The sequence below is a fragment of the Pantoea sp. SGAir0184 genome (assembly GCF_043544755.1).
Genome location: NZ_CP028050.1, coordinates 2887720 through 2907847 on the forward strand (window position 1 = coordinate 2887720; position 20128 = coordinate 2907847).

The window sequence follows — 20128 nt, forward strand, 5'->3', positions numbered from 1 at the left end:
CGCTTACAGCAACTTATTCTGCTGCAGCCACTGCTGCGCCACCTGGCTGGCGTCCTGACCGTCAACGGCGATTTGCGCGTTGAGCTGCTGCAGGGTTTTCTCATCCAGCTTGCTGAATACCGGCTGCAGCCAGTCGGCAATCTGCGGGTACTGTTGCAGCACGCTGGCGCGGATCACCGGCGCGGGCGCGTAAATCGGCTGTACGCCCTTCGGGTCGCTCAGGGTTTGCAGGCCGAGCGCCGCGACCGGGCCGTCGGTACCGTAAGCCATCGCCGCATTGACGCCGGACGTTTGCTGGGCGGCCGCTTTGATGGTAACAGCGGTGTCCCCGCCGGCCAGCGACAGCAGCTGTGACTGGCCCAGCTTGAAGTTGTAGGCTTTCTCAAACGCCGGCAGCGCATCGCTGCGCTCGATGAACTCCGCCGACGCCGCCAGCTTAAAGGTGCCGCCTTTTTTCAGGTAAGCGCTGAGATCGTCGAGGGATTGCAGGTTATTCTGCTGCGCGACATCGCCGCGCACCGCAATGGTCCAGGTGTTGTTAGCCGGTGCTGGCGTCAGCCACACCAGATGATTTTTCTCTGCATCGAGCTTTTTCACCTTCTCATAGCCCTGCTGCGCGTTTTTCCACGCCGCGTCCTTCTCATCATTGAAGAAGAACGCCCCGTTGCCGGTATATTCCGGATAGATATCCAGCTCACCGGCGGTGATTGCGCCGCGCACCACCTGCGTGGTACCGAGCTGGATTTTATTCACGGTTTTTACCCCATGCTGGTTCAGCACCTGCAGAATGATGTTGCCGAGCAGCGAACCTTCAGTATCGATCTTGGAACCTACCTTGACCGGGTCCGCTGCCTGCACGGCCCCGACACTCATCGCGAATGCGATCATCCCCAATAAACCCTGCTTAATCATGGCGCTTTCCTCAGCATTATTTTCTTTCAGTGATTATCAAGCGTAGCCTGGCGAAACGGGATGGGTGCGGTCAAGCGGCGCAATTCGTTCTTTTTCTGCTATCCGTTGCCGGTTTTATAGAACGCTTTGGTTGCACTTATAACCAAATAGAATTTTTCACATCCGTGGCGCGGCTTATGCTCATAGCCCCAATCATTACAATAAATCACACAACATCATGTCTGACTTAACTTCTTCGGCGCACGTGGCGCTGGCAGGGAATACGCCGCAGGGCGAGACGCAGTGGATTCGCAGTGCAGCCGACGTGACGCGGCTGGTCAACAACAGTAACGCCTCGCGCAGCAATGCGCGCATCGTCATCGCCATTGCGCTGGGCGGGGTTTTTCTCGATGCCTACGATCTCGGTGCGCTGGCCTTCGGTATTAAAGATGTCACGCGCGAATTCAATCTGACGCCCGCCGGCACCGGCATGGTGGCGTCGGCTATCACCTTTGGCGCGATTGTTGGCGCGCTGATCGGTGGCTATCTCACCGATAAAATTGGTCGCTATCGGGTCTTTATGGCCGATATGTTCTTTTTCGTGGTAGCGGCACTGGCCTGTGCCTTTGCGCCGAACGAGTACGTGCTGGCGGCGGCGCGCTTTGTGATGGGGCTCGGCGTCGGCATCGATCTGCCGGTGGCGATGGCGTTTCTGGCGGAGTTTTCCCGACTGCGCGGTCAGGGCAATAAGGCCGCCAGCGTCGCGATGTGGTGTCCCACCTGGTACGCGGCGATCAGCATCTCCTATCTGCTGGTGCTGCTGCTGTATGCGGTGCTGCCAGAGAGCCATACTGACTGGCTGTGGCGGCTGATCCTCGGCTTTGGCGCGGTACCGGCGCTGTTGATCATCGCCATCCGCAGTCGTTACATGAGCGAATCACCGATCTGGGCGGCAAATCAGGGCAACCTGCAGGGTGCAGCGGCAATCCTGCGGCGGTCATATAACATCAACGCGGAGGTCGCGCAGGATGCCGATCTCACTGCCGCACAGCCAGTACGTAAAGCCAGCTGGCGCAACTACGGCGCGCTGCTGCAGGGCGTTTACCGCCGCCGTACGCTGCTGGCAACGATAACCTCGATTGCCTCGTCGTTTGCCTATAACGCCGTGGCCTTTGGCCTGCCGGTGATCATCTCCAGCTTCCTCGCGCAGTCGATGCTGACCACCATTCTGGTCTCTCTGGCGCTTAACCTGCTATTTGCGTTTGTTGGCGGCCTGCTGGCGGTACGGCTGGTGCCGCGGCTGGGCGCATGGAAGATGTCGGTGGCCGGTTACGCCTGCCAGTGTGCGGCGCTGCTGGGTCTGGCGCTGATTGGTCGCCCGGCCGGCGGCGAGGAAGCGGCCCTGGCGATTGCCATGCTGGCGCTGTTCCTGTTCGGCCAGGGGTTTGGTCCGGGTTCGCACACCATGACCTTTGCCTCGCTGAGCTATCCGGCTTCGCTGCGCGGCGTGGGCGTCGGCTTTAACCAGACGCTGATGCGCGCCAGTTCGACGGTATCCCTGTTTGTGTTTCCGCTGCTGGTGGCGGCGTTCGGCACCGGCGTGTTCTGGGTGATCCTGCTCGCACCGCTGGCCGGATTACTGGCGCTGCTGGCGATTCGCTGGGAACCGTCAGGCTATGACGTCGATGCGGAAGATTTTCAGTAAGCGGATAACGCCTCAGCGATGAGGCGTTGGCTCAGGCGGTGAGGCGGAAATCGCCCAGCGTGTTGGGGATGCGCGGAAAAGTGTGCAGGAACCACGGCGTGAATTTTGCCGGATTGTCGCGCATCTCCTGCTGAATCTGTTCGACTGAGCGGTAACACCAGTCGTCAGCCTCATCAAGGTTGAGCACCGGCACTTCGTCACTGATGGCGAAAAACACGTGACCGTACTCATGTTCGATCAGACCGTTGCTGAGCGGCAGGTTATAGCTCAGTTCAAACACCGGCGTTAACGCCAGATCCAGTCCCATCTCTTCACGCAGGCGGCGCTCAGCCGCATCGCGCGTCGGCTCCTGCGGGTAAGGATGGCTGCAGCAGGTATTGCTCCACAAACCGCCGCAGTGATACTTGCTTTGCGCCCGGCGCTGCAGCAACAGTTCATGGCACGAATTGAACACGTAAACCGTTACCGCACGATGCAGCAATCCTTTCTCATGCACTTCCAGCTTTTCCATCTTGCCGGTGGGACGATCGAGGTGGTCAACGAGGATAACTTCAATGGCGGGCATGACAACTCCTTCGGAAAATTCCCCACTATTGTACACAATAGCGGAAGCGGCAGCGGAGAAAATCGCGCACATTCCGTGCGCTGGCGCGATAAGCAGTAAGCTTAGCAGCCAGCAGATAATTCAGCAGAAAAAGGCGGGGAAAAGCGTGACAGCGGCGCAAAAAACGCGCCGCTGTGCTCTCTGACGGGATGAATTACAGTTTGAAGCCGTGCACCACCTGCTCAAGCTGCACGCTCTGCTCTTCCATGGCGCGCGCCGCTGCCGAGACCTGCTCCACCAGCGCCGCGTTCTGCTGGGTGCTGCCGTCGAGCTGGGTAATCGCCACGTTCACCTGTTCGATCCCCATGCTCTGCTCACGGCTGGCGGACATGATTTCGCTCATCAGCGTTGTGACGCTGCTGACGCCCTGCATCAGCTCGTCCATGGTTTGTCCGGCCTGCTCCACCAGCTGGCTGCCGGTGTCGATATTGGCCACAGACTCCTCAATCAGCTTCTTGATTTCGCGCGCGGAGTTGGCGGAACGCTGCGCCAGATTGCGTACCTCCGAAGCCACCACGGCAAACCCGCGGCCCTGTTCACCGGCGCGTGCCGCTTCTACCGCCGCGTTGAGCGCCAGAATGTTGGTCTGGAAGGCGATGCTGTCGATGACGCTGATGATATCCACCACCTTACGCGAGGAGTGATGGATTTCGCCCATGGTGCTGACCACCTGACGCACCACTTCACTGCCGCGCGCCGCCACCTGGGACGCGCCATCTGCCAGCTGGTTAGCGTGCGTGGCGTTGTCGGCGTTCTGACGCACCGTGCCGGTCAGCTCTTCCATCGACGCGGCGGTTTGCACAATGGAACTCGCCTGCGATTCAGTCCGCGCCGAGAGATCGGCGTTGCCGCTGGCGATTTCACGTGAAGCCGCGGTAATCGCCAGTGCGCTGTCGCCCACCTGGCGCATCAGCCCCTGCAAATGGGCGATGAACTGGTTAAAGCTTTGCGCCACAGCGTTGAATTCCGGGCTATTGCTGGCCGGCAGACGCTGCGTCAGATCCGCACCACCGGTCGACAGCGCTTCGATGTTTTGATGCAGCAGATTCAGGCGTTTCATCATCGCGCGGACAAAGCCAAGCAGCACCAGCAGCAGCAGAATCGCCAGCGGGATCTGGACCAGGCCGAGACGGGTCAGCATGCTGTGCGTCTGCGCATCCAGCAGCGCTGACGGCACGTCGCTGGCCAGATACCACGGGCTGCCGGGAATGGCCTGCAGGAACAGCGTGTGCTCACCATCTTCTCCGCTGAAGGTGGTTTGCGACGGCTGAGAACCGGCCTGTGCCAGCAGCCCTTTCAGCGCCGCCGCCATTGGCAGCTGGGTATCAGCCAGATTTTCCAGCTTCGGTGTACCCTCCAGCAGCGCGGCATTACCGACCACTTTGCCGTCCGCTTCGACAATCAGTACGCGGCCATGAATCGCCTCACCCATCTGCTGCGCCAGCTGGTTGAAAAAGCCGAGCGTGACGTCAATGGTTGAGACGCCCCAGACAGTGCCGTTACGGTAAATCGCCATCGCGCAGTTGGTGCGCGGCTGCGGGCTGGCGGCATCCTGATAAGCCTTCGCCCACGCGCACTGGCCCTTCTCGGCGGCCATGCCGTCTTTGTACCACGGCTGCTCCCAGTATTTGTCGGCAGCATCGGAGTTCCAGTAGGTGTTGACCTGCAACTGGTTGCTGGCGTTACGCGCAAAGAACGAGCTGTCTTTCTCTTTCGCCGGATCGCGCCGGTTAGGTAACGGCCAGATACCGCCGCCGAACACGTTGCTGTCCTGATACTGGTTAACCAGCGCCGGCAGCAGCGTATCAATGGCGGCGCTGTCCATCACGCCCGCCGCTTCGGTAATGGCACGCTGCTGTGCCTGCACGCGGTTCATCTGCTCGACGATACGTCCGGCGAGACCATCCACCTCATAGCGCACCAGCCGGCTTTCGTTCTGGCTAAGCTGCGGCGCGATGAACTGGTTAATCACCAGGACGGTGACCAGCATAAGAACAACGAAGAATGCGACTAAAGTCGCGGTAAAACGGGATTGTGTGGTTTTTAACATCGGTGTGCCCTTACCCTGGTGTGGCGAGTTGCCTGATCGAGGTTAACGGCTTGTTACAGAGGAACTTGAGGTGCGCAAGATCACAAAATGGTTAACTGATTGAATAGCGTGATCATAAGAGCGCTTATTGTCACTGGCCTTACCCTGCCGTTCCTCAGCAATGAAGAGACTGCAAAGAATGAAATGTAACTTTATTGTGCTCCTGACCAGGCATTAACGATTAATCCTGCGCCGGAAATAAACAGAATGGCGTCTATCAGCACGGCAGATTGTGTGACTGACAGTCTCTGGACTATCACCTTCGTGCTCAGGGTGCCCAGCATAATGCCACTGCCCACTAACACACCGGTGAGCACAATCTGCATTGAGAGCGCATGCTGAAAGGCAAACGTACTGACCTTGCTGAAATATAACAGCAAGGCGCTCGATGCTTCCGTGCCAATAAACGCGCCACGGCTCAATCCATAGGCGGTAAAAATCAGCACGCTCACCGGTCCGGTGGAGAGAACCAGTCCGGTCAGAAAACCCACCACGCCACCACAAAGCCCTAACTGCTTTATCGAGAGCGTCCAGTGACTGTTTTTCAGGTTGCGTCTGACCAAAATCATCACCCAGAAAAACAGACCCAGCGCGCCATCAATGATCCAGGCGGGTAAAGAGAGCAGCACATGCGCGCCTAACGACGCAGCTGGCACGCCAGGCAGGCTATAGGCCAGAGTGGCGCGCCAGTCGATTTCACGCCACCAGACCGCGATGCGCGAGAGATTTCCCAGGATTGCGGCGATAGCCATGACCGGCATCGCCACTTTGGGGCCGAAATTGCTGACCATCAGCGGCAGCAGCAGTAACGAAGAACCGGTGCCGATGATGCCACTCAGCGCCCCGGAGAGGATCGCGATCAGCGTCACAAAGAGATAATCACCCACTGACTTTCCTCATTTTCAACGGCAAAGCACGCATCTTAATGAGGGCGATTCGATCATAATATCGATAAATATTGCCCACCACTGATACTAAAAGTCACAGATGAAAAAACGTAACCTGCCGCCGTTGAATGCATTGCGGCTGTTCGAAACGGCCGCGCACGCCAACAGCCTGAGTGACGCGGCTGAGGAATTAGGGATGACTCACGGTGCCGTTAGCCGCCAGATCAAAGTGCTTGAAGCGTGGCTGGGGCAACCGTTATTTGAACGCCAGGGACAACGCAGCGTGGCGGCGGAACATGCCCGGGCTTTTGCCGCAGAGATCAGCACCGCTTTTGACATCATCAGCGATGCTGCGGTGCGCTTTGGCAAAACACCCAACACCCGCACGATACGCGTCAATGCGCAAACCACCTTTGCGATGCACTGGTTGATCCCGCGCCTGCCGGCATTCCATAGCCAATATCCTGACATTGAAATCTCGGTATCCACCTCAAACAGTTCGGAGGTGAAAGGGCTATCTGGCTTTGACGTATTGATTCGCCGGGATGCGCTGAACAAACCTGAATGGCGTTACTTTGAGAAGAAAGCATTATTTGAGGAAAAGCTCACCCTGATTGCCGCGCCGAAACTGTTAGCCACAAAAGCGCTGAACACTCCTGCAGACCTGGCGACCCACGTTGTCGTGTTATCCAGTACGCGGTCAGGCGAGTGGGAACGGTGGATGAAGCAGGCTGGCGTCGGGGAGGTGCGTCCGGAACGTTTTCAGCGATTCGAACACAATTATATTAGTCTGCAGGCGATTATTGATGGCGTCGGTGTGGGTATCGGTGGAATACAAATGCTGGGACATGATCTGCAGGGCAACCGGCTTGTCACCCCGTTAGCTGTTGAGGCGAAGGGGAGCCGCTACGTGGCGTTAATTGCGCCTGACGTGGACAAATCATCTTCGCTAAACCGCTTTGTCGCATGGCTGGAACGGGAAGCATCCGCTTAATACCCGCCTGGTCGCTGCCAGAGGGGTATGTCGGGGCTTATTCGGCAGGCACTACGGTGCGGACTCCACCACTTCCTGGCGCGGACGGAACACATGATCGCTGCCCTGCGACAGCAAACGCTGCAGCAGCTGCTGGCCGCCGCGATCGTCCGCCTGGGCAAACAGCCGCTCGGCTTCGGTGATCGGCGTCGCCCACAGCAGATTTGGCCGATCGCCGTCGCGCTTCGGCAGCCGCAGTTGCGCGTTTTCGCCCGCCAGCCCGTTGGCCAGCAGGAAGCTTTCAAAGCCGACCGGCGCGACCTCCGACGCCAGCGTGTGCCCTTCGCCAATCCACGTCAGCCGCGCCCACGGCAAATGAGCAAACTCCGCCAGCGCGCTGGCCATCTGTACCGCGTTGGCCTCGGTCATCACTTCGCCGTCCACCGCCATCGCCAGCTCTACACGCCGGTACTGCGGTGCCAGCTCATCAAACAGGTAATCCACCTGCGGCATCGGCCGGATACTCATGCCGAGCGTGAAGAAATACCACACGCCGTTATGCCAGTGCTGCGAAATCGCCATCGGCGGCCAGTTGCCCTGATCGATGGCGTAATATTTTACCGACTCACCAAACTGCGCCTGGTAACGTTGCAGCAGCTCGCTCTGCACGCGATCCCACTGCTGGCCATCGTGCCAGTCACGCCAGAAATGACGCTGCTGTTCGGCGCGCGCGTAGTAATCGTTGGTGGAGGCTGAACCGAGCGGCGCGGTGAGACGGTTCTCTTTGATGCAGCCCGCCGAGAAGCTGACCTGCTTGTCCTGATACAGGCTCCAGCCGGGGATTACCGCCAGCAGCTGGCCGTAATACCACAGCGCGGCACCGTCGTCGCTGGGCTCCCACAGAATCTGCAGGCCGGCCGGATCGAGCATCGGCTCCGCTTCCAGCGTGCGGCAATAGCTGGCGCTGAGCAGCGGCGCAATACCCTGCTCCATCGCTTCGCGATCTTCCTGCGCCGGTGCCGGCAGCAGATTGCGCAACCAGCAGCCGCGCACGGCGTACTGACTGCGGAACAGGTCGTTCGGCCAGATATAAAAATAGGCGGTACGCGCATCCTGTTCAACGATGGCGGTTAAAGTGTGTTGCTGATTCGGCACCTCAGCAATCAGAGGTTGGTGTGTCATAACGCCTCGACAATGCCTGGAGGGATCCATTTTCCCCGAGAATAGAGCAGGATCGGCACTCGCGCCATGTGACACAAGGGTAAAACTCTCAAAGTGCGCCAGGCCATCGTTCAGCCCGGCTTAAGAATGGCGGGGGCAGCGACGGCGAAGCTTCAGATTTTTTTGCGATTCTTTTACCGCTTCGCATGCTATTGTCAGCGCACTCTTCTGTTGCGGAGCTGTCGTCATGGTGCTGCAAACCCTCGATCTCAATCTGCGCGAAATCGTGATTCTCGCCCTGCTGCTGTGGCTGTTTGTCCGCTATACGTGGGTGATGACAGCCCTGACGCTGATCGTCGGTGCCATCGCGCTGCTGGAGCTGCTGCCGCTGGATATCTACTACACGCTGGTGCCGCTGGCGCTACTGGGCGTTGGCCTGGGCATGCTGCTGCATCACTATCAGCAGCGCCAGCTCCTGCTGAAACGCGAGGCGCGCACGCCGCGCAGCTACACCAGCAAGCAGGATGAATTTCACCTGTAACGCGGATCGCGCCCCATGCGCTGCATGGCACGCGCCCAGGCGCCACGCTGGATTGACCAGCGCAACAGGGCGGCAATCAACGCGATCTGCTTATCAATCCGCCATTGCGTCACTGGCCCGATCGGCTGTTGCATCAGCTGTTGCGCCCAGTCGGGCAGCAGACCACAGCCAGCCCGCAGCATGACGCGCATCGCCGGTTTCGCCTGCCAGCTGGGGTGCCGGCGCGTTAAGCAGCAGCTGCATCACTTCGTGAGTGCGCGCATCGTAAACCAGCTCTGCACGCATCGTCTGTAAATAGGCCTCAACCGCCTCTACGCTTTTCGGCACCTGCTGCGCACCAAGCGCTTCCGCCACCCGCGCCGCTTCGGCGTAATAACGATCGCGATCGGCGAGGCTGAGCTGTGGATTTTTGTAGCGCAGATGCGCGGCCAGGAAGCGGCTGGTTTCTGCAACGTGCACCCAGGTGAGCAGATGCGGATCGCTGGCGGCATAAGGTTTGCCGGTGTTATCGATGCCGGTGACGCGCAGATGGATGCGTTTAACCCGCTCAATCAGGGTATGCGCATCAGCGGTGTTGCCGAAGGTGGTGACCGCGATGAACTGACTGGTGCGCCGCAGCCGGCCGAGCATATCCTGGCGGAAACTGGAGTGATCCCACACGCCCGCCAGCGCCGCCGGATGCAGCATCTGTAGCATCAGCGCGCTGATGCCGCCGCACAGCATCGCGGGAAAGTCGCCGTGCACCTGCCAGATGATGTGGTCAGGGCCGAACAGGCCGGGATCGCCCGGCGGTTGAGAGATGTCAAACTCGTTGAGCGACAGGCCGTTAAGGCGAAAGACCTGCTGTTCGATGCGGTGGCGGAGATTCATTTGTTCGTTCTTGCGCTAATGACCTTTCCCTCACCCCAGCCCTCTCCCGCGCGCGGGAGAGGGGGCAGTTCGCTGAAGCGGGCAGGTCAGAGGATAATATCCGCTAAAAGTCGGTTTGATCGGTTCCCTCTCCCGCCGGGAGAGGGTGAGGGAAAAATCAGGATAACAAACCCTCAATTACAAATAATCGAACTGCGCATCCTGGGTTCTGACTGAATCCAGACCGATCATCACGTTGAATTTGCCCGGCTCGGCGACGTGCTGCATCTTCTGATTCCAGAACTTCAGCGCATCGACATCAATCTTAAAGCGCACGGTCTGCGACTCGCCGGCCTTCAGCATAATGCGCTGGAAGCCGCGCAGCTCCTGCACCGGACGGCTGATACTGGCAACCGGATCGTTCAGGTACAGCTGCACCACCGTGGCACCATCGCGTTTGCCGGTATTCGTCACCGTCACGCTGGCTTCCACCGTGCCGTTACGCGGCATGGTTGGTGCAGACATCTTCACCGGCGACACGCTGAACTGGGTATAGCTCAAACCGTAACCAAACGGATAGAGCGGACCGTTGACCGCGTCGTAATAGTGCGAGGTGTACTTGTTCGGCTTCTCGAAATTGTACGGACGGCCGGTTGGCAAATGATTGTAATAAATCGGAATCTGCCCGACCGAGCGCGGGAATGACACCGGCAGTTTGCCCGATGGGTTGTAATCACCGAACAGCACATCGGCGATGGCGTTACCGCCCTCGGTACCGCTGAACCAGGTCTCCAGCATCGCATCCGCCATGCGGTCCTCATTCACCAGCGCCAGCGGACGGCCATTCATCAGCACAATCACCAGCGGTTTCCCGGTGGCTTTCAGGGCCGCCAGCAGCTTCTGCTGGCTCGGCGGGATCACCAGGTCGCTGCGGCTCGACGCTTCATGCGCCATGCCCTGCGCCTCGCCCACGGCCGCCACTACCACGTCCGCTTTTTTCGCCTGCGCGACCGCTTCGTCAATCAACTGCTGTGGCGAACGGGCATCGACGCTGACCGCCTGCTCATACAGGTTGAGGAAGTTCTGGATACCTTTGTTATCAGAAATATTGGCCCCTTTGGCATACAGCACGGTGCCTTTGCCGGCCATGGCGCTGCGCATGCCCTGCAGCAGCGAGACAGATTGCTTCGCCACGCCCGCAGCCGACCAGCTGCCCATGATATCGCGCTGGCTATCGGCCAGCGGTCCCACCAGCGCCACGGTGGCCTCTTTCTTCAGCGGCAGGGTTTCATGCCAGTTTTTCAGCAGCACCATACTGCGGCGCGCCACGTCGCGCGCTTCCGCCCGGTGCAGGCGGCTTTCCGCATTGGTGTCCTGCGGATCGCTGCCTTTCGGTCCGAGATGGCTGTACGGATCGTTGAACAGGCCCATGTCATATTTAACGTTGAGCACATGACGGGCCGCATCGTCGATTTCCGCCATGCTCACCGCGCCGCTTTTCACCAGCCCCGGCAGGTATTTGCTGTAATACTCGTCGCTCATACTCATGTCGATGCCGGATTTCAGCGCAATGCGCACGGCATCCTGCGGATCGCTGGCGACGCCGTGTTTGATTAACTCTTTAATGGCGCCGTGATCGCTGATGGTGATGCCTTTGAATTTCCAGTCGTTGCGCAGAATATCTTTCAGCAGCCAGCTGTCGGCGGTGGCCGGCGTGCCGTTCAGCGAGTTGAGCGCCACCATCACGCCGCCGCTGCCGGCATCCAGTGAAGCTTTATACGGCGGCAGATAATCCTGGAACAGGCGCTGCGGGCTCATGTCGACGGTGTTGTAATCACGACCGCCTTCCACTGCGCCGTAAGCTGCAAAGTGCTTAACGCTGGTCATGATGGCGTAGCGGTCGGCGGCGCTCTTGCCCTGCATGGCTTTGACCATCGCACTGCCCATCTGCGAAGTGAGATAGGTATCCTCGCCAAACCCTTCAGAGCCGCGGCCCCAGCGCGGTTCGCGCGACACATCCACCATTGGCGCCCAGGTCATGTTGAGGCCATCGTCTGCCGCTTCATAGGCCGAGATGCGCCCCACTTCGCTAACGGCTTGCAGATCCCAGCTGGCGGCGAGGCCGAGCGGGATCGGGAAAATGGTGCGCTGGCCGTGCACCACGTCATAAGCAAAGAACAGCGGCACCTTCAGGCGGCTGAGCTGCATCACCTGATCCTGCATGGCGCGGATATCCGGACGCGTTACCGTATTGAAAATCGCCCCGACCTGGCCGTGCTGAATCATGTCGCGAATCGCCTCTTTTGGCGTATCCGGACCGACGCTGATCAGGCGCATCTGCCCAATCTTTTCATCCAGCGTCATTTTGCTCAGCAGCTGATTAACAAAGGCGTCGCGCGCCTGTTCCGTCATTGGATGGGGGCCGAACAGGTCATCCGCAAACGCGGGTTGCACGGCAAGGGAAACAGCGAGGCTAACAGAGTAAATCCATTTCATCAGGTCGGGTTCTCTTAAGTAACTGCGCAATATCGAAATAACCGGGGCAGTGTGCCACAAGATGAGGATAGCAGGTAGCCGCCATTGTCACACTGCGCCCCCGTGGCCGACGCGTGCTACAGTAGAAACGCCACGTTAACGACAAGGATAGGCTAATGAATAACAACACCTCACACCCTGCCCTGCTGTCCGAGCTGCGCCGTCTGGTCGGCGCATCACAGCTGCTGACCGACGCGGAGCAGACCGCGCGCTATCGTAAGGGTTTCCGTTCCGGCGAGGGCGATGCGCTGGCGGTGGTTTTCCCCGGCTCGCTGCTGGAGCTATGGCGCGTGCTGCAGGCGCTGGTACAGGCCGATGCCATCGTGCTGATGCAGGCCGCCAATACCGGCCTGACCGAAGGTTCAACGCCCAACGGCAACGATTACGATCGCCCGGTGGTGATCATCAGTACCCTGCGTCTCGACAAACTGCAGCTGATCGACGGCGGCAGGCAGATTCTCGCCTTCCCCGGCAGCACGCTGTATCAGCTGGAGAAAACCCTTAAACCGCTCGGGCGCGAGCCGCACTCGGTGATTGGCTCCTCGTGCATCGGCGCCTCGGTGCTGGGCGGCATCTGCAATAACTCCGGCGGCTCGCTGATCAAACGCGGCCCGGCCTACAGCGAAATGGCGCTGTTTGCGCAGGTGGACGCCGACGGCAAGCTCCGGCTGGTCAACCATCTGGGCATTGACCTCGGTCATTCGCCGGAAGAGATTCTTGGCCGGCTGGACGACGAGCGCTGGCAGCCGGATGATGTGCGCTGGGATGCGCGTCACGCGTCCGACCACGAATACGCCGAACGGGTGCGGGACATTCATGCCGATACGCCGGCGCGTTTCAACGCCGACCAGCGGCGCCTGTTTGAGGCGTCAGGCTGCGCCGGCAAACTGGCGGTGTTTGCCGTGCGGCTCGACACCTTCCCCACCGAGCCGAAGCAGCAGGTGTTTTACATTGGCACCAACGACCCGGCGACGCTCGGCGAGCTGCGTCGCCACATGCTGGCGGAGTTTACCCATTTACCGGTCGCCGGTGAGTACATGCACCGCGATATTTTCGACATCGCCGAGGTCTACGGCAAAGACACCTTTGTGATGATTGATAAACTCGGCACCGACAAGATGCCGCTGTTTTTCACCCTCAAAGGCCGGGTGGATGCCTGGCTCAGCAAGCTGAGCTTCGTTAAGCCGCACCTGACCGATCGCCTGTTGCAACGCATCAGCCGCTGGTTCCCGGCGCACCTGCCGAAGCGCCTGAAGCAGTATCGTGACAAATACGAGCACCATCTGATGCTGAAGATGTCCGGCGACGGCGTGGCCGAAGCGCAGGCGTATCTGCAGGAGTATTTCCGCGAAGGCGGCGGTGAGTTCTTTGCCTGCGACGCCAAAGAGGGCGCGCACGCCTTTCTGCATCGTTTTGCCGCAGCCGGTGCCGCCGTGCGTTATCACGCAGTGCACGCTGACGAAGTGGAGGATATTCTGGCGCTGGACATTGCGCTGCGCCGCAACGATCAGGAGTGGTTTGAGCGCCTGCCGCCGGAGTTTGATAACGATCTGATTCATCGCCTTTACTACGGCCACTTCTTCTGCCACGTGTTTCATCAGGATTACATTGTGAAGAAAGGCGTAGATGCCCATGCGCTGAAGGAGAAGATGCTGGCGATCCTCGCGGCGCGCGGCGCGGAGTATCCGGCAGAGCATAACGTTGGCCATCTGTATGCGGCCAAACCGCAGCTGCAGGCGTTTTATCGCCAGCTCGATCCGACCAATACCTTTAACCCGGGCATCGGGAAAACCAGTAAGCAAAAAGGCTGGGCGGTGAAAGCCTGAGTCAGATCTGCCGGACCCGTAGCGGCGCGATTTATCGCGCGGGTTTGCTGCATCAGAGGCAAACCTTAGCGCAATGAATTGCGCCGCTACGGTCTCATGCCATTATGGCAACGCTTCACCTTCATTCTGCGTCGCCGGCAGCGCGCGGCGTTCAATAATCATGGTCTGCGGCGTCGACAGCACGATGCCCTCTTTGCGCAGGCGCGTCAGGATATCGAACAGCAGATCGCTTTTCGCACCGGAAATCTGGCGCTGGCTGGCGACGTTGCCGGTCACGCTCAGCACAATGCCGGCCGGCGTCAAATCTTTAAACGAAACTGACGGCTCCGGCGTTTCGAGAATACGCTCGTTCTCGCGGTACACGTCCAGCAACAGCTCGCGCACCTGCACCGGATCGATATCCAGCGGGAAGGTCAGCTGAATCGTCACCACGCCCTGCGCATTGCCCATGGTGGCGTTACGCACGTTCTGCGAAATCAGCTGCGAGTTCGGCACAATCACCGTGGATTTATCGCCCAGCTGAATCTCAGTCGCACGCACGTTAATACGACGAATATCCCCTTCAATGCCGCTGATGCTCACCAGATCGCCGACCTTCACCGGACGCTCGGTCAGCAGGATCAGACCGGAGATGAAGTTCTTCACAATCTCCTGTAAGCCGAAACCGATACCCACCGACAGGGCGCTGACGATCCACGCCAGCTTGTTCCACTGCAGCCCCATAATCGACAGCGTCAGCAGGATAATCAGCACGTAGCCGATATTGCTGAACAGCGTCACCAGCGACACGCGCATGCCGATGTCCATGGTGGTCTTCGGCAGGAACTCTTTGTCCAGCCAGCGCCGCACCGAGCGCAGCACGTAGATACCCACCACCAGACACAGAATGGCGTTCACCATGTGCGCCGGCACAATGTTGAGCGACTCCAGCCCTTTGCCACCCCAGAACTCAATGACTTTCTGGATCAGCTCAATCGGCGTGGACGAGGCAAACGTGCCGTTGAGCAGCGCCAGCGCGACAAACGCCACCAGCAGAGTTTTACCTACGGCGCTGAGCAGCGTTGCGGCCTGCTGCAGGTAGCGCTCGTCAATATTCAGCGAGGTCTGCAACCGCTTGCCGGTCGCGTTGTTGGTGGAGAACAGGCTTTCACAACCGTCGTTGATCAGATGACTGAGGAAGTAGAACGAGCCAAACAGGATGCCGCACCAGATCACTTCATAGCTGAGGAAGCGCGCCAGCGTGACGTAGCCGACAATCAGCGAAACCAGAATCGCCACGGCGGTGACCGTCAGCGCCAGCTGCACCAGGCCGACGACTGTGGGACGCGCTTCCGGCGGATTGCCGGCCTGCGCCATGCGACGACGCACGCGATTGGTGCGCATGCTGATCGCCAGCCCGGTGCTGCCAATCAGCAGCGCCGTCAGGCCGTTAGCAAAAATGGTGGTGTTCAGGCTGGTGCCGACCGTGTAGTTAAACGACTCGGCGGTCTGGAAGATAAACACCAGCGCGGCGGTAATCGGCGGGAACGGCTTCAGCGCCAGCGCCACTTCACTGGAGATGCTCGGCAGACGCCAGCTCGGGCGGCGCGTTGACAGAAATGCGCGGCCGAGACCGGCGATCAGTCCGCAGTAAACGCTAAGCTGCACCAGACGGCTGATAAAATCCTGCACGTCACTGGACACTTCATCGCGGCGCACAAACGCCAGCGAGAGAAAATTAAAGGTCAGCACCACGGCCGCCAGCGTGGTCAGCGCAATCGCCGCCGCGAGGAAGCTGCGGCGCAGCCGCCCTTCCGGCAGTTTGTGAATGCTGACCCACGCCAGAAACTCTTCGCTGTAACGCCGGCCCAGCGTCATCACCAGCAGCGCCGCCAGCAGCCAGCCGACCGTGCCCACGCGCCAGCCCGGCTCCCACGACAGCGCGGCGGTATCCTGCAGCTCGCTGATAAAGTCGCCAATTTTTTCGCCATCCAGGTCCTGACGGCTGAACAGCGGTGACCAGAAGCGTGGCCCTAAAATACTGCCGGAGTTGAGCGCCAGCTGGCTTTTCAGCTGATCGCGCCGCAGGTTGACGATCTGCGAGGATAGCACCAGCGCCCCGTTTTTGATGCCGTCGGCCTGCTTGATCTGATCATCCAGTTTGCCCTTCTGATTCTCCAGCGCGGCGCGTTTGCGCGTCACTTCCGGCGTCTCTTTCACGCCGCTGTCCGCCTTCGGCGCCGGGCCGAGCACCGCCAGCTGCGCATCCAGCTGCTGACGCTGCGGAATCAGCGCCTGGCCGAGGGTTTCCGCATTACCTGACAGCTCCAGCGCCATCTCATTGAGCTGGTTGAGCTGGTTTTCATTGGTATCGCCAGACACCTGGCCCTTAATTTTGTCGAGGATTTTCTGCATCTTCGGCAGTTCAACCGCCGGATTGACCTTCGGTGCCGCGTCTTCTTCCTGCTGCGCGGGCGCGGCGTTGTCATCCGCATAGCTGAGCGCCGGCGTGAATAACACCAGTAGCAGCAGGAACGGGGTAAACAGAGAACGAAACTTGAACATATGAGTGAGATTCCAGCGCAATAACAGCCTATAAACGCAAGGTTGACCGTGAATGGTCGCCAGTGTAGGACTTTGCCGTCAGGGAAACTATAGGAATGGTGGCGTAAAACATTGGTGCTAACGATAAGAAATTTTGTTCATTTAAGCGCCGTTGACCGTCAGTCACGCGCCACCCCGGCACACGGCGCACTCCCTTGCGCCGCTACGCTGAGTAACGGGTTGCGCTACTCCACGTCCGCACTGCTGGCAAGCTGCGACGCTTTCTGCTTTTTGTACGCCAGCGCGGCCGCCGGCACCGGCGCCGCCTTGCCGGTTTCCAGCCAGTCGCGCAGGCGGTTGGCATCGGCAAAGTGGGTATATTTGCCAAACGCATCCAGCACCACCAGCGCTACCGGGCGGTTATTAATCATGGTACGCATTATCAGGCAGTGACCGGCCTCGTCGGTGTAACCGGTTTTGGTCAGCTGAATGCGCCAGTCATTTTTGTACACCAGATGGTTAGTGTTGCGGAACGGCAGCGCGTAGCTGGGGTGTTTAAACACCGCCGTCTCCTCTTTGGTGGTGCTCAGCTGGCCAATCAGCGGATACTGGCGCGTGGCCTTGAGCAGCTTCACCAGATCTTCCGCACTGGAGACGTTATGCAGCGACAAACCGGTCGGCTCCACATAGTGGGTGTGCGTCATGCCGAGCGCGCGCGCTTTGGCGTTCATGGCGCGTATAAAGGCATCGTAACCGCCGGGATAGTGATGCGCCAGGCTGGCCGCCGCGCGGTTTTCCGAGGACATCAGCGCCAGCAGCAGCATGTTGCGGCGGCTGATTTCACTGTTGAGCTTCACGCGCGAGAATACGCCGCGCATTTCGGGCGTCTGGCTGATATCCACCGACAGCATTTCGTCCATCGGCAGCCGGGCATCCAGCACCACCATCGCGGTCATCACTTTGGTGATCGACGCGATAGGCCGCACCCGATCCGGATGGCTGGAAAACAGCACTTTGTTATTATCGAGATCGACAATCAGCGCGCTGCCGGAGGCGATTTGCGGCTGGGCAATCGGCGCCAGATCGGCCAGTTTTGCTGCGGCGGCGAGCGCCGGAGTCATCGCAGCTGGCGCGGCGACAAACAGCGCCAGCGACAGCAAAGAAATACGCATTTTTACAGACATCGTGTCAAAAAAATCCGGTGAGGAGGTTTGCGCTGTGTTGTAACACAGGCCGCCGGCGTCAGGCCTGATGCGACGCGGGCTGGCTGCGCTATCATACGCGCTCGTCTGAGAAATTTCTTAGGGAGATTGTTTCCGGGCGTTAAAAAAGGCGGGCATGACAGACACTGCCAGGCGCAGCGGGATCAGTCAGGTCGCCATGGCTGACGACCTGACCCCTATCACGGTCAGAACAAGCGTGGTCCGTAACCCCACAGAATCACCGTCAGCGCCAGCAGCACCTCGAACACCAGCACGCCAATCGCCAGCGTCGAGCCGGAGAAGCGCAGGCTCTCTTCACGGTCAATGTTGAGGAATACCGGGATGCCGACGTACAGCAGATAGCCGGTGTACATCAGCGCTAACGCTCCGGCCAGCACGCACAGCCACACCAGCGGATAGAGCGCCACCAGCCCGCTGATAAACAGCGGCGTCGCCACATAGCCGGCAAACACGGTACAGCGCTGGATGCTGGGACGCTGCGGATAGTCGCGCGCCATCCAGTGAATGACGCGGCCCATCACCGCCACACCGCCTAAGATGATCAGGTAAAACAGAATGCCGAGACCAATACCGGTCAGCATGTTGAGTTGCACGAACTGCCCTTCGCCCAGATTCCAGCCCAGCTGCGTAGTGCCAATAAAGGCGCAGATCACCGGGATCGCCGCCATCAGCAGAACGTGATGGGTGTAGTGGTGCGAAACGCTCTCGTTTTCCTGCTTGATATCACGCATCTCCTGATTGGGATGCGCCAGAAGACCCCAGACATGATTCATACAATCACTCCTCTGATGCGACGGGCTGCCCCAGCGATCAGGCTGTCCAATGCAGGCAGCTTCAGTTCAAGTATAATCGGCGCGGCTGTTTTTGCGGCCAGCGGCACAAAAAAAGCCGCAGCCAGCTAGACTGTTAGCTGTATCGCTTACCCAGGGAGGAGCAATTGCATATCGATATCAATGGATTAATCACCCAGTACGGTTACCTGGCGCTGCTGATTGGCTGCATTGCCGAAGGGGAAACCTTTACCCTGCTGGGCGGCGTCGCGGCGCACGAGGGCCTGCTGCACTTCAGCGGCGTGGTGCTGGCGGCGATGGGCGGCGGCATTATTGGCGATCAGCTGCTGTTCTGGCTTGGCCGCCGCTATGGCACGCGCATTCTGCGGCGCTTCCGCAAACATCAGGACACCATTAAAAAAGCTAACCGGCTGATTCAGAAGCACCCCAGCCTGTTTGTGATTGGCGTGCGCTTCATGTACGGCTTTCGCCTGATTGGACCGATTATTATTGGCACCAGCCGTCTTAAGCCGCTGCGCTTTTTCGTGCTTAACGTCATTGGCGCCGCGCTGTGGGCGCTGATTTTTGTCACCCTCGGCTACTTCGCCGGTGAAATTATTACGCCGTGGCTGCACAAGCTTGATCAGCACCTCAAGCACTTCATCTGGCTGGCGGCGGCAATTGTGTTCGGCATCGTGCTGCGCTTTGTGATTCGCCGCTGGAACCGCCGCCGCGCCGGTTAACTGTGGTAACCCTTGAACTGCGGGTTGGCCAGCATGAAGCCGCCGTCGACCACGAATGACTGCCCGGTGGTGTAAGTGGCCCATTCCGAGCACAGCCACGCCACCAGACTGGCGATTTCGCGCGTATCGCCAGGGCGGCCAATCGGGATTTCCGGCATGCGCCGGCTGTGCGCCTCGTTGTTGCTCATGTCGTTCATCGGCGTGGCAATAGCGCCCGGCGCCACGGCATTCACCAGAATGTGGTGCGGCAGCAGGCTCAGCGCCATTGATTTGGTCAGCCCGCCAAGCGCATGTTTGGCTGCGGTATAGGCAGCGGCATCCGGCAGCGGCGTATGCTCATGCACCGAGGTGATGTTGATGATGCGCCCGCCGTCGCCCTGATCGACCATATGCCGCGCGGCAATCTGCCCGCAGACAAAGGCGCCGTCAACGTCAACGGTAAAGACTTTGCGCCAGTCCTCAAAGCTCACATCGAGAAAATCGGCTTTGGTCATCACGCCGGCATTGTTCACCAGCACATCAATGCGACCCAGCGAGTTGATCAGCTGCGCCAGCTGCTGCCCGCCAGCCTGCGGATCGGACAGATCGAGCTGCCGCACCTGGGCCTGCTGGCCTTTACTCTCCACCAGCCGCGCGGTCTCCTGCGCGCCCTCTTCATCCGAGCGCCAGGTAATGCCGACTGTGTAGCCGGCCTCAGCCAGCATTAAGGCGCAGCTGCGTCCAATCCCCGAATCTGAAGCGGTCACTACGGCGACTTTCTGTTTGCCCAGTGTCATAACGTTCTCCTGCCTGATGGGTGTCTTCACAG

15 protein-coding genes and 1 pseudogene are annotated in these 20128 nt (G+C 59.5%); 5 read left to right on the forward strand and 11 right to left on the reverse strand.

What is annotated here, in order from left to right:
- Window positions 1-3: 3 nt before the first annotated feature.
- Window positions 4-912 carry a glycine betaine ABC transporter substrate-binding protein OsmF gene (locus C1N60_RS13685; RefSeq protein ID WP_058780854.1) on the reverse strand — a complete coding sequence of 303 codons (909 nt, stop codon included), beginning with the start codon at window positions 910-912 and terminating at the stop codon, window positions 4-6.
- Between the two features lie 217 nt (window positions 913-1129).
- Between C1N60_RS13685 and C1N60_RS13690 the strand changes: the two genes are divergently transcribed.
- On the forward strand, window positions 1130-2596 hold the full coding sequence (locus C1N60_RS13690; protein ID WP_058775318.1) for an MFS transporter: 1467 nt from the start codon (window positions 1130-1132) through the stop codon (window positions 2594-2596).
- 31 nt (window positions 2597-2627) lie between these two features.
- Here the strand turns inward: C1N60_RS13690 and idi are convergent, their stop codons facing one another.
- The 3 genes from idi to C1N60_RS13705 all read right to left on the reverse strand — a co-directional run bounded on the left by idi (window position 2628) and on the right by C1N60_RS13705 (window position 6176).
- Window positions 2628-3161, reverse strand: coding sequence for an isopentenyl-diphosphate Delta-isomerase (gene idi / locus C1N60_RS13695; RefSeq protein WP_394520987.1), 534 nt, complete (start codon window positions 3159-3161; stop codon window positions 2628-2630).
- A 193-nt stretch (window positions 3162-3354) separates the two neighbouring features.
- Complete coding sequence (locus C1N60_RS13700; RefSeq protein WP_058769488.1) at window positions 3355-5250, reverse strand: methyl-accepting chemotaxis protein; 1896 nt, start codon at window positions 5248-5250, stop codon at window positions 3355-3357.
- Window positions 5251-5441: 191 nt separating this feature from the next.
- The gene (locus tag C1N60_RS13705) at window positions 5442-6176 is read right to left on the reverse strand and encodes a sulfite exporter TauE/SafE family protein (protein ID WP_394520988.1); all 735 of its coding nucleotides are present in this window, start codon (window positions 6174-6176) and stop codon (window positions 5442-5444) included.
- A gap of 100 nt (window positions 6177-6276) precedes the next feature.
- On the opposite strand from C1N60_RS13705, the gene C1N60_RS13710 reads away from it, so the two are divergent.
- Window positions 6277-7170, forward strand: coding sequence for a LysR substrate-binding domain-containing protein (locus tag C1N60_RS13710; protein ID WP_394520989.1), 894 nt, complete (start codon window positions 6277-6279; stop codon window positions 7168-7170).
- Between the two features lie 51 nt (window positions 7171-7221).
- Here the strand turns inward: C1N60_RS13710 and C1N60_RS13715 are convergent, their stop codons facing one another.
- Window positions 7222-8331 (reverse strand): suppressor of fused domain protein, encoded by a 1110-nt coding sequence (locus C1N60_RS13715; RefSeq protein WP_136548117.1) that lies wholly within the window; start codon window positions 8329-8331, stop codon window positions 7222-7224.
- 226 nt (window positions 8332-8557) lie between these two features.
- Here C1N60_RS13715 and C1N60_RS13720 point away from each other — a divergent pair, with 226 nt between their 5' ends.
- The gene (locus C1N60_RS13720; protein ID WP_394520990.1) at window positions 8558-8851 is read left to right on the forward strand and encodes a hypothetical protein; all 294 of its coding nucleotides are present in this window, start codon (window positions 8558-8560) and stop codon (window positions 8849-8851) included.
- Here the strand turns inward: C1N60_RS13720 and C1N60_RS13725 are convergent.
- Both C1N60_RS13725 and bglX read right to left on the reverse strand, forming a co-directional pair.
- Window positions 8842-9721 (reverse strand): annotated as a pseudogene (locus C1N60_RS13725) (oxygenase MpaB family protein). The gene C1N60_RS13720 and the pseudogene C1N60_RS13725 sit on opposite strands and share 10 nt — an antisense overlap.
- Before the next feature lie 177 nt (window positions 9722-9898).
- Window positions 9899-12196, reverse strand: coding sequence for a beta-glucosidase BglX (bglX, locus tag C1N60_RS13730; RefSeq protein ID WP_031279874.1), 2298 nt, complete (start codon window positions 12194-12196; stop codon window positions 9899-9901).
- 155 nt (window positions 12197-12351) lie between these two features.
- Here bglX and dld point away from each other — a divergent pair, with 155 nt between their 5' ends.
- On the forward strand, window positions 12352-14061 hold the full coding sequence (gene dld / locus C1N60_RS13735) for a D-lactate dehydrogenase (protein ID WP_058781288.1): 1710 nt from the start codon (window positions 12352-12354) through the stop codon (window positions 14059-14061).
- A 102-nt stretch (window positions 14062-14163) separates the two neighbouring features.
- Here the strand turns inward: dld and C1N60_RS13740 are convergent, their stop codons facing one another.
- The 3 genes from C1N60_RS13740 to C1N60_RS13750 form a co-directional block, all read right to left on the reverse strand.
- Window positions 14164-16605, reverse strand: coding sequence for a DUF3772 domain-containing protein (locus tag C1N60_RS13740; protein ID WP_150361788.1), 2442 nt, complete (start codon window positions 16603-16605; stop codon window positions 14164-14166).
- 224 nt (window positions 16606-16829) lie between these two features.
- Window positions 16830-17768, reverse strand: coding sequence for a D-alanyl-D-alanine endopeptidase (pbpG, locus tag C1N60_RS13745; protein WP_058769479.1), 939 nt, complete (start codon window positions 17766-17768; stop codon window positions 16830-16832).
- A 224-nt stretch (window positions 17769-17992) separates the two neighbouring features.
- Window positions 17993-18580 (reverse strand): Yip1 family protein, encoded by a 588-nt coding sequence (locus tag C1N60_RS13750; RefSeq protein ID WP_021508475.1) that lies wholly within the window; start codon window positions 18578-18580, stop codon window positions 17993-17995.
- Between the two features lie 164 nt (window positions 18581-18744).
- On the opposite strand from C1N60_RS13750, the gene C1N60_RS13755 reads away from it, so the two are divergent.
- Window positions 18745-19320 carry a DedA family protein gene (locus tag C1N60_RS13755; protein ID WP_021508476.1) on the forward strand — a complete coding sequence of 192 codons (576 nt, stop codon included), beginning with the start codon at window positions 18745-18747 and terminating at the stop codon, window positions 19318-19320.
- On the opposite strand, the gene C1N60_RS13760 is transcribed toward C1N60_RS13755, so the two are convergent.
- Complete coding sequence (locus C1N60_RS13760; RefSeq protein ID WP_394520991.1) at window positions 19317-20096, reverse strand: SDR family oxidoreductase; 780 nt, start codon at window positions 20094-20096, stop codon at window positions 19317-19319. The genes C1N60_RS13755 and C1N60_RS13760 overlap by 4 nt on opposite strands.
- Window positions 20097-20128: the final 32 nt, after the last annotated feature.

Excerpts from the sequence above, each read along its gene's own strand:
- C1N60_RS13685 (WP_058780854.1), bottom strand. The coding sequence starts at position 912 with ATGATTAAGCAGGGTTTATTGGGGATGATCGCATTCGCGATGAGTGTC.
- C1N60_RS13690 (WP_058775318.1), top strand. The coding sequence starts at position 1,130 with ATGTCTGACTTAACTTCTTCGGCGCACGTGGCGCTGGCAGGGAATACG.
- idi (WP_394520987.1), bottom strand. The coding sequence starts at position 3,161 with ATGCCCGCCATTGAAGTTATCCTCGTTGACCACCTCGATCGTCCCACC.
- C1N60_RS13700 (WP_058769488.1), bottom strand. The coding sequence starts at position 5,250 with ATGTTAAAAACCACACAATCCCGTTTTACCGCGACTTTAGTCGCATTC.
- C1N60_RS13710 (WP_394520989.1), top strand. The coding sequence starts at position 6,277 with ATGAAAAAACGTAACCTGCCGCCGTTGAATGCATTGCGGCTGTTCGAA.
- C1N60_RS13715 (WP_136548117.1), bottom strand. The coding sequence starts at position 8,331 with ATGACACACCAACCTCTGATTGCTGAGGTGCCGAATCAGCAACACACT.
- C1N60_RS13720 (WP_394520990.1), top strand. The coding sequence starts at position 8,558 with ATGGTGCTGCAAACCCTCGATCTCAATCTGCGCGAAATCGTGATTCTC.
- bglX (WP_031279874.1), bottom strand. The coding sequence starts at position 12,196 with ATGAAATGGATTTACTCTGTTAGCCTCGCTGTTTCCCTTGCCGTGCAA.
- dld (WP_058781288.1), top strand. The coding sequence starts at position 12,352 with ATGAATAACAACACCTCACACCCTGCCCTGCTGTCCGAGCTGCGCCGT.
- C1N60_RS13740 (WP_150361788.1), bottom strand. The coding sequence starts at position 16,605 with ATGTTCAAGTTTCGTTCTCTGTTTACCCCGTTCCTGCTGCTACTGGTG.
- pbpG (WP_058769479.1), bottom strand. The coding sequence starts at position 17,768 with ATGTCTGTAAAAATGCGTATTTCTTTGCTGTCGCTGGCGCTGTTTGTC.
- C1N60_RS13750 (WP_021508475.1), bottom strand. The coding sequence starts at position 18,580 with ATGAATCATGTCTGGGGTCTTCTGGCGCATCCCAATCAGGAGATGCGT.
- C1N60_RS13760 (WP_394520991.1), bottom strand. The coding sequence starts at position 20,096 with ATGACACTGGGCAAACAGAAAGTCGCCGTAGTGACCGCTTCAGATTCG.